Raw genomic sequence first — 9,779 nt, 5'->3', positions numbered from 1 at the left:
GGCGGCGGCCCTCCCGACCGGCTCAACGCCGTGCTCGACCACGGCGGCCGACGGCCCCGCCTCGGGGAGACGGGGCCGTACGAGCTGGTGGTGGTCGATGCGGCGGACTGGCACGCGGCCTGGGCCGCGGCGGCCGACCTCGCCCGGGTGCTGGGCGAGCGGCCGGAACGAGTGCGCAAGTGCGCCAACCCTCAGTGTGTGCTGTGGTTCCTCGACGTCAGCAAGAACGGCAGCCGACGCTGGTGCTCGATGGAGGTCTGCGGCAACCGGTCCAAGGTGGGCCGGTTCAACCAGCGGCGCCGACCGTGATCACGATCTTGCCGCGGCCGTGGCCGGCCTCGCTCTCCCGGTGCGCGTCCGCGGCCTCCTCCAGCCGGTACGTCCTGCGCACCAGGAAGACGAACTCCCCGGCGGCGACCAGGGCGGCGTAGCGGCCGAGACGCTCGGCGGAGCGGACGCCCTGGGTGACCTTGACGCCCAGCTCGGCGGCCTTGCCGTGCTCGACCAGCGTGAGAATGCGGGAGCGGTCCTTGACCAGCTCCAGCGAGACCTCCAGCGCGTGACCGCCGGCGCCGTCGAGCGCGGCGTCGATCCCGCCGGGCGCGAGCGCGCGCACCCGGTCGGCCAGCCCGTCCCCGTACACGACCGGGATCGCGCCGAGCTCGCGCAGGTAAGGGTGGTTCTCCTCGCGGGCGGTGCCGATCACGGTGGCGCCGCGGCGCCGGGCGATCTGGACGGCCGCGGTGCCGACCGAGCCGGCGGCGGCGTGCACGAGCAGCGTGTCGCCCTCGCCCACGCCGAGCCCGTCGATGGCCAGCTCGGCCGACTGGACCCCGGAGGTCAGCCCGCCCGCCACCTCCCACGGCAGCTCCGGCGGCTTGGGCGTCACGTCACCGGCGGGCACCACCACGTACTCGGCATAGCAGTTGAGCAGCGAGAAGCCGAGCACCTCCGCGCCCACCGCCACCTCCGTCACGCCCTCGCCCACCTGGTCCACCACGCCGGCGAACTCGTTGCCGGGGATGCGCGGCAGGTCGCCGGTCACGTTCGGCGGGGTCCAGCCGGCGCGCACCGCCGTGTCGAACGGCTGCACCCCGGCCGCCCTGATCCGCACCCGCACCTGGCCGGGGCCCGCCTGCGGGGCGGGCAGCTCCATCACACGCAACACCTCGGGGCCGCCGAAGGCGGAGAACGCCGCGGCCCGCATCATCTCTTGGCTCATGCCGCCCAGCCTGATCCCTCAACCGCACTTGAGGTCAAGCCAGCTAACCTTTCGGGAACTTTTTCCTTTACTCGCTCTTTATCTCGATATAGTCCGACAACGGATACGCACCGGGGGACGGGGCAACCAGCATTGGGCGAGTTTCTGCATGTCGCGTTCAGCTATCCGATGGCCGTTTTCACCTACCCGCTGATCGTGGTCGTCGGCTACTGGATCGTGGTCGTGACCGGCCTGTTCGACACCGGCGACCATGACGCGCCGTGGCTCGGTCTCGGCGGTGTGCCGGCCGGCGTCACGCTCTCGCTGCTGATCGCGTTCTCCTGGCTGCTGACGCTGATCGGCAGCCAGATCACCACCCTTCCTGTCGTGCCGCTGCTCGCCCTGGCCAGCGGCTGGCTGGGCACGCGCGCCCTGCTCGCGCCGCTGCGGCGGCTGGCGCCCCGCGAGCGGCAGCCCTCGCGCGGCGACTTCGTCGGCCAGATGTGCGTGATCCGCACCGGCTCGGCGACAGCCGACTTCGGCCAGGCCGAAGTCACCGCCGCCGACGGCTCCTCGGCCGTGATCCAGGTCCGCACGACCGGTCAGGACAGGCTGTCCCGCGGCGACAGCGCATTGATCTTCGAATACGACGCAGACGGCGAATTCTTCTGGGTCATGCCTTACGAAAGTGAGCACTGATGGATGTCATCTCCACCGGATTCGGTATATTCCTCGCCGTCGTCCTGGTCATCGTCATAGGACTGCTCATCCTCGTCGGCCGCCTTTTCCGTAAGGTCGAGCAGGGCAAGGCGCTGATCATCTCGAAGGTCAACAAGGTCGACGTGACGTTCACCGGGGCCATCGTGCTGCCTGTCGTCCACCGGGCCGAGATCATGGACATCTCGGTGAAGACCATCGAGATCGGGCGGACCGGCCGGGAAGGGCTGATCTGCCGCGACAACATCCGGGCCGACATCAAGATCACCTTCTTCGTCCGGGTGAACAAGACCGCCGAGGACGTCATCAAGGTCGCCCAGGCCATCGGCACCGTCCGGGCCAGCGACGAGTCGACGCTCCAGGAGCTGTTCAGCGCCAAGTTCTCCGAGGCGCTCAAGACCGCCGGCAAGCAGCTCGACTTCGTCGACCTCTACACCAAGCGCGACGAGTTCCGCGACCAGATCGTCAGGCTGATCGGCACCGACCTCAACGGCTACAGCCTGGAGGACGCGGCGATCGACTACCTGGAGCAGACCTCGCTCAACCAGCTCGACAAGAGCAACATCCTCGACGCCCAGGGCATCCGGAAGATCACCGAGCTGACGGCGCTGGAGCACGTGCGCACCAACGAGTTCCAGCGCACCGAGGAGAAGGAGATCACCCGCCAGAACGTGGACGCCCGTGAGGCCATCCTGGAGCTGCAGCGCCGCCAGGCCGACGCCGAGATCAAGCAGAAGCGCGAGATCGAGACCATGAAGGCGCGCGAGGAGGCCGAGATCGCCCGCGTCCAGGCCGAGGAGCGACTCAAGGCGCAGGCCGCCAACATCAAGACCGACGAGCAGCTCGGCGTCCAGCACGAGAACCGGGCCCGCGAGGTCGCCGTCGCGGAGAAGAACCGCGAGCGCGTGATCGCCATCGAGTCCGAGCGCATCGAGAAGGACCGCCTGCTGGAGGTCATCGCCCGCGAGCGGGAGACCGAGCTGTCGCGCATCGCCAAGGACAAGGAGGTCGAGACCGAGAAGCGGTCGATCGCCGAGGTCATCCGCGAGCGCATCGCCGTCGACAAGACCGTGGCCGAGCAGGAGGAGGCCATCAAGCGGCTGCGCGTGGTCGAGGAGGCCGAGCGCACCCGCCAGTCGGTGATCATCGCCGCCGAGGCCGAGGCGCAGGAGAACCTGGTCAAGGGCATCAAGGCGGCCGAGGCCGCGGAGGCGGCGTCGAAGTTCCGGGCCCGCGAGGAGCTCGTGCTCGCCGAGGCCAAGCAGCAGGCCGCCGAGCTGGAGGCCCGGGCCAAGATCCGGCTGGCGGAGGGCATCCAGGCCGAGTCGGCCGCGGCCGGGCTGGCCGACGTCCAGGTCAGGGAGCGCGACGCGGAGGCGATCGAGAAGGTCGGCCGCGCCGAGGCGCTGGTGCTGAGCGAGAAGCTGCGGGCCGAGGCCGACGGCGCCAAGGCGATGGCGCTGGTCGAGGGCGACCGGCTCAAGGCCAAGGCCGAGGGTGAGCAGGCGATGGCGCTGGCCACCGCCGCGGCGGTGGGCGAGAAGCTCAAGGCCGAGGCCGAGGGTCTGACGGAGAAGGCCGCCGCGCTGGCCGCGCTGGACGAGGCCAGCCGGGCGCACGAGGAGTACCGCCTGCGGCTGGAGGCCGACAAGGAAGTGCGGCTCAAGCAGATCGACGTCTCCCGCCAGGTGGCCGAGTCGCAGGCCGGTGTGCTGGCCGCCGGGCTGGCCAAGGCCAACATCGACATCGTCGGCGGCGACACGATGTTCTTCGACAAGGTCGTCGGCTCCATCACCGCGGGCAAGGTGGTCGACGGCTTCGTCGAGCACTCGGGTGTCGTCCGGTCGATGGCGACCCCGTACCTGAACGGGAGTGCCAGCCTGGTCGAGGACATCGGGCGGCTGGTCGGCGGGATCGGCAGCGAGGACCTGAAGAACCTGACCGTGTCGGCGCTGCTCATGCAGCTCATCCAGCGGGGCGGGCCGGACTCCGGGCCGCTCGGCGAGCTGCTGGAGACGGCGCGCCGGCTGGGCGTGGCCGACTCCCCCGTGGCGGCGCTGACCCCGGCGAAGGTCTGACGCGTGGCCGAGGACGTCCGGCCCGATCTGGAGGCCGGCACCTACGAGGTGCTCAGGAACCGGCTCGGGGCCCAGGCCAAGGCGCTGACGAAGGCGGCCGAGTCGGTCAACGCCCAGCGGCTGGAGGTGTTCGGCGGAGCCGAGCTGCGGCTGCTGGGCACCGAGCGGATCCGCACCGAGAACAACTGCGTGCCCAGGGACATCGTCTCCCTGGGCGGGGTGATGCTGTTCGGCTACAACGTGTTCATCGGGCTCAAGCCGGAGACCGCGGTGTCGGACGTGTTCGCGGTGCACCGGTTCACCCGTGACGGGGACGCGTTCCGCTTCGACCAGGACAAGCTGGAGACGCTGGACGACGAGGCGTTCAGGAAGGACTTCGCCGAGCTCTACCGCTACTACAAGGAGACCCGGCTGGCGCAGCTCAGGCGGGTGGAGGGCAAGCTGCTGGCCGTGTTCAAGACGGGGCCGGCGGACATCCGGGTGCTGCGCTGGACGGTCACGCCCACCGGGGTCCCGAAATATCAGGACAACCGTGGGGAGCGGGACCATGTCTTCCCGCCCTCCCACGACTTCGAGTGGACGCCCACCACCCGCGACGACCACGTCCTCGGCCGCCACCCGCACATCTCCGTGCAGGGCGAGGTGTTCGTCGAGACCGTCGGCGGCGACCTCACCATCAAGATCGAGAACAACACGGAGTCGGGCGCGGGCATCTACGCCGAACCCGTCAGCGAGCAGTTGCAGAGCCTGGCCGACGCCGACGTCGAGCACGCCCGCGTCGGCCCGCTCATCCTCATGCGGATCAGGCCGTACAAGGAGACCGCCTGGCGCCACCTCGTCTTCAACACCCGCACCAAGGCCGTGACCAGGCTCGACGGCATCGGCCAGGCCTGCCAGCGGCTGCCCGAGGACCAGGGCCTGATCTTCCCCGGCGGCTACTACCTGGCCACCGGCGTCAGCAAGACGTTCGACACCGACGTGACCGACCTGGAGTTCGAGCGGGTGGTGCGCTCCCCCAACGGCGAGGACGTGCTCTACGTCTTCCACGCCAGGGGCGACGGCCGCTCGCTGCTGCTGCCGTACAACGTGATCAGGAAGGAGGTGGCCAACCCCATCGTGTGCCACGGCTACTCGCTGTTCGACGACGGCACGATGGTGGTCTTCCGCGCCACCTCCGAGGAGCCGACGCGGGTCCACCCCATGCAGGTGTGGCAGACGCCGTACGTCTCCGACACCTACGCGGCGGCGCAGCCCGCCGGCACCGGGCCGCTGGAGCGGATCGGCAACGCCGAGCTGGTGCGCGGCATCTCCGACTGCCTGTCGGTCGCCCGGATGATCGAGGAGATGGCGCCGTCGGCGGCCACGTTCGAGGCGCTGATCGCCGCCTGCACGCGTGCCTTCGACAGCTACCACTGGCTCGGCGAGCAGGGCCTGGACGGCCCGCTCGGCGACGTCCGCGCCACCGCCGAACAGGTCCTCGACGAGTACGAGAACGTCGAGCAGCTCACCCGGCAGGCCGAGCGGACCCTCGAAGAGGCCGAGGACGAGGTCACCCAGCTCGTCCGGCGCTCGCGCGGCGACACGCCCGCGACCGCCGACGCCTGGGTGACGCTGCTGGCCACCCTCCGCCGCGCCCAGGGCCACCTGGTGACGCTGCGCGAGGTGCGTTACGTCGACCTGGCCCGGCTGGACGAGCTGGCCGCCGAGGTGCGCGCCGAGCTGGACGCGGCGGGCCGGCGCGCGGTGGCGTTCCTGGAGGGCGCCGACGCGTTCACCGGCTACCACGCCGCCGTCGAGGAGCTGGCCGCCCAGGCCGGCGCGATCACCACCGCCGCCGAGGCCGAGCCCGTCGCCGACCGGCTGTCGACGCAGGCCGAAGGGCTGGAGGTCGTCACCGAGGTCGTCGGCTCGCTCGACATCGCCGACGCCACCGTCCGCACCGCCATCCTGGGCCGCATCGCCGAGGTGCTCGGCGGCGTCAACCGGGCGCGGGCCGTGCTCGACGGACGGCGGCGCGAACTGCTCGGCAGCGAGGGCCGCGCCGCGTTCGCCGCCGAGTTCGCGCTGCTCGGGCAGGCCATCACCGGCGCGCTCGCCGTCGCCGACAGCCCCGAGAGCTGCGACGAACAGCTCGGCCGGCTGATGATCCAGGTGGAGAACCTGGAGTCGCGGTTCGGCGAGTTCGACGACTTCGCCGCCCAGCTCGCCGCCAAGCGCGACGACGTCTACGAGGCGTTCTCCTCCCGCAAGCAGTCACAGCTCGACGCGCTGGCCCGGCGCGCCGACCGGCTGTTCGCCTCCGCCGAACGCATCCTGACCGGCGTCACCCGGCGGCTCGGCGGCCTCGGCACGCTCGACGAGGTCAACACCTACTTCGCCACCGACCCCATGATCACCAAGCTCCGCTCGGTCGCCGCCGAACTGCGCGAGCTGGGCGACGCCGTACGCGCCGAGGAGCTGGACGGCCGGGTCAAGGCGGCACAGCAGGAGGCCGGACGGGCACTGCGGGACCGGCTCGACCTGTTCACCGACGGCGGCGACACCATCCGGCTCGGCCACCACCGCTTCGCCGTCAACACCCAGCCCATCGACCTCACGCTGGTGCCACACGGCTCCGAGATGCACTTCGCCATCACCGGCACCGACTACCGCGCCCCCGTCCCCGCCTCGTTCGCCGACACCCGGCCGTTCTGGGACCAGCTCCTGGTCTCCGAGACGCCGGAGGTCTACCGCGCCGAACACCTCGCCGCCTCACTCCTCGACACCGCCGTGCCGGGCGCCGACCTCCAGGCCCTCGTACGGCAGGCCGCCCAGGACCGCTACGACGAGGGGTACGAGCGCGGCGTCCACGACCACGACGCCGCGGCCATCCTCGACGTGCTCGTCCGGCTCCGCGACGGCGCCGGGCTGCTGCGCTACCCGCCCGAGGCGCGGGCCGGGGCGCAGCTCTTCTGGGCGCACGGGATCGACGAGGTTTCACGTAAAACATTGACCACCCGGGCCGTGTCGCTGGTGCGCGCCCGCGACGTCTTCGGCCCCACCGCGGCGCTGTCGGCACTGGCCGCCGAGCTGGGCGCGCTCATCTCCGCCTTCCTGGCGACCGCCGGGGCCTGGGACGCGGGCGACCTGGCCGGCGAGTACCTGGTCGAGGAGCTGGCCGGGCAGCCCGCCGGGTTCGTGACCAGCAAGGCGGCGCGCGACCTCGTCGCCGGGTTCCACCAGGCGCTCGGGCCCGGCCGCACCCGCGAGTTCGAGCAGGACCTGAAGGCCGTCCCGCTGCCCGAACGGGTGCAGCTCGCCCGCGCCTGGCTCGGCGCCTTCGACCAGGGGCCCGAGCTGACCGAAGCCGTCGCCGTACAGCTCTGCGACCTGCCCCGGCACGACTCCGGCGCCGCCGTCACCGCCACCGCCGACGGGCTCCTCGGCGCCCACACCCGCATCACCGGCCGCACACTGGAGATCCGCCTCGACGAGACGCTGGCCAGGACCCGGCGGTTCGCCACCGAACGCGTCCCCGCCTTCCGCGCCTACCAGAAGCGGCGCGGCGAGCTCGTCGACGCCGAACGCCGCCGGCTCCGGCTGGAGGAGTACAAGCCCAAGGTGATGAGCGCCTTCGTGCGCAACCGGCTGCTCGACGAGGTCTACCTGCCGCTCATCGGCGACAACCTGGCCAAGCAGCTCGGCGCGGCGGGCGCGGGCAAACGGACCGACCAGATGGGCCTCCTGCTGCTCATCTCACCACCCGGCTACGGCAAGACGACGCTCATGGAGTACGTCGCCAGCCGCCTCGGGCTCGTGTTCGTCAAGGTGAACGGGCCCGCCCTGGGCCACCGCGTCACCTCGCTGGACCCCGCCGAAGCGCCCGACGCCACCGCCAGGCAGGAAGTGGAGAAGATCTCGTTCGCGCTGGAGACGGGCAACAACACCCTGCTCTACCTGGACGACATCCAGCACACCTCGCCCGAACTGCTGCAGAAGTTCATCTCGCTCTGCGACGCCCAACGCCGCATCGAAGGCGTCTGGAACGGGCGCACCCGCACCTACGACCTGCGCGGCAAGCGGTTCGCCGTGTGCATGGCCGGCAACCCGTACACCGAGTCCGGGCAGCGCTTCCGCATCCCCGACATGCTCGCCAACCGGGCCGACGTGTGGAACCTCGGCGACGTGCTCTCCGGACGCGAAGAGCTGTTCGCGCTCAGCTTCATCGACAACGCGCTCACCTCCAACGCCGTCCTCGCCCCCCTGTCCGCCCGCGACCGCTCCGACGTCGAACTCCTCGTCCGGCTCGCCCGCGGCGACCAGGGCGTGCGCCCCGACCAGCTCAAGCACCCCTACACCAAGCCCGAGCTCGACCAGGTGCTCAGCGTGCTGCGCAAGCTCCTGCGCGTCCAGGAGGTGGTGCTGGCCAACAACCGCGCCTACATCGCCTCCGCCGCCCAGTCCGACGCCGCCCGCACCGAACCGCCCTACCGGCTCCAGGGCTCCTACCGCAACATGAACAAGCTCGCCGAACGCATCGTCCCCGCCATGAACGACGACGAGCTCGAAGCCGTGCTCGACGACCACTACCTCGGCGAGGCCCAGACCCTCACCTCCGACGCCGAGGCCAACCTGCTCAAACTCGCCGAACTCCGCGGCCGACTCACCCCTGCCCAGGCCGCCCGCTGGGCCGAGATCAAGGCCGCGTACGTGCGCGCCAAGGCGCTCGGCGGAAGCGGCGACGACCCGATGACCCGGGCCGTCGGCGCCCTCGGCCTCCTCGCCGACCGCGTCCGCGAAGTCGGCTCGGCGATCAGGGAGACCTGAGCTCCAGCCGCGAACCCGTGAAGGCGGCGCGCATCCGCCGGTCATGCGTCACGACCACCAGCGCGCCGCCATACCCGGCCAGCGCCTCCTCCAGCTCCTCCACCAGCAGCGGCGACAGGTGGTTCGTCGGCTCGTCCAGCAGCAGCAGGTCCGCCGGGCTCGTCACCAGCCGGGCCAGCTCCACCCGGCGCCGCTGCCCGTACGACAGCTCGCCCATCCGCAGCAGCAGGTCCCGCGGCCGGAACAGGCCCAGCGCCAGCAGCGTCTCCGCGTGCTCCTCCAGGTCACCCGCCCGGCCCTCGGCGAACGCCCGCAGCAGCGTCAGGTCCCTGGCAGCCGGGGCCTGGTCCTGCCGTAGGTACCCGACCCTGGCCGGCCGCCGCACCGTCCCACAGTCGTGCGCCAGCTCCCCGGCCAGCACCTGCATCAGCGTGCTCTTGCCCGCCCCGTTCGGGCCCGTGACCAGCAGCCGCTCCCCCTGGCGTACGCGCAGCCCCGCCAACCGCAGCCGACCCCGTACTACGAGGTCACTCGCCTCCACCACGACCTCCGACCGCCCGGAGCGCTCCCCGGGCCCACCTGCGGCCTCCGGCAAGGCGGGCCGTTGCGCCAGGCGTACCCCCTCCGAGAGGCGCGCCTTCTCCGAGGGGACCAGCCCCTCCCCCGGCCCCGCCGCCTCCGACGGAACCGTCTCCTGAGGGCCCCCAGCCCCCGAAGAGGCCGCACCCTCCACAGAGAGCACCGCCTTCGATGACGTCGTCCCTTCCTGGGAACGCGTCCCCTCCGTAAGGGGGGCACCCTCCGGGAGGGGGGCCTGCTCCAGGGGTGGGGTCCACTCCTGGGAGGCGCCCTCCAGGGGAAGCGTGGCCTCCGAGGGAGGCGGCTCCTGGGGTGGGGGCCAGGCCGTGGGGAGCGTTGGCGGGCCCGGAGGGTGGGGGGTGATCAGGAGGGGTGGGGTGGTGAAGTGGAGGCGGGGC

General features: G+C 71.5%; 5 protein-coding genes and 1 pseudogene. 4 read left to right on the top strand and 2 right to left on the bottom strand.

What is annotated here, in order from left to right:
• The coding region (locus tag KME80_RS48380) for a CGNR zinc finger domain-containing protein (protein WP_219519277.1) at positions 1-309 on the top strand (309 nt) is incomplete at its 5' end.
• Here KME80_RS48380 and KME80_RS48375 read toward each other — a convergent pair.
• Complete coding sequence (locus KME80_RS48375; protein WP_372455460.1) at positions 287-1,222, bottom strand: NADP-dependent oxidoreductase; 936 nt, start codon at positions 1,220-1,222, stop codon at positions 287-289. The genes KME80_RS48380 and KME80_RS48375 overlap by 23 nt on opposite strands.
• A gap of 132 nt (positions 1,223-1,354) precedes the next feature.
• Here KME80_RS48375 and KME80_RS48370 point away from each other — a divergent pair, with 132 nt between their 5' ends.
• The 3 genes from KME80_RS48370 to KME80_RS48360 are packed head-to-tail and all read left to right on the top strand — an operon-like array spanning position 1,355 to position 8,802.
• On the top strand, positions 1,355-1,900 hold the full coding sequence (locus tag KME80_RS48370) for a YqiJ family protein (protein WP_219519275.1): 546 nt from the start codon (positions 1,355-1,357) through the stop codon (positions 1,898-1,900).
• Positions 1,900-3,996, top strand: a complete 2,097-nt coding sequence (locus KME80_RS48365; protein ID WP_219519273.1) for a flotillin family protein — start codon at positions 1,900-1,902, stop codon at positions 3,994-3,996. Before KME80_RS48370 ends, KME80_RS48365 begins: the two co-directional genes overlap by 1 nt.
• Positions 3,997-3,999: 3 nt before the next feature.
• Entirely contained in the window at positions 4,000-8,802 is a 4,803-nt protein-coding gene (locus KME80_RS48360) for a DNA repair ATPase (protein ID WP_219519261.1), read from the top strand.
• On the opposite strand, the pseudogene KME80_RS48355 reads toward KME80_RS48360, so the two are convergent.
• Positions 8,801-9,480 (bottom strand): annotated as a pseudogene (locus tag KME80_RS48355) (ATP-binding cassette domain-containing protein); the annotation flags it as partial. The gene KME80_RS48360 and the pseudogene KME80_RS48355 overlap by 2 nt on opposite strands.
• Positions 9,481-9,779 lie beyond the last annotated feature (299 nt).

This window comes from Nonomuraea ceibae (assembly GCF_019396325.1).
Taxonomy (GTDB): Bacteria; Actinomycetota; Actinomycetes; order Streptosporangiales; family Streptosporangiaceae; genus Nonomuraea; species Nonomuraea ceibae.
The sequence above is the reverse complement of the archived record's forward strand: the minus strand, read 5'-3'. Positions and strand labels throughout refer to the sequence as shown.

Excerpts from the sequence above, each read along its gene's own strand:
- KME80_RS48375 (WP_372455460.1), bottom strand. The coding sequence starts at position 1,222 with ATGAGCCAAGAGATGATGCGGGCCGCGGCGTTCTCCGCCTTCGGCGGC.
- KME80_RS48365 (WP_219519273.1), top strand. The coding sequence starts at position 1,900 with ATGGATGTCATCTCCACCGGATTCGGTATATTCCTCGCCGTCGTCCTG.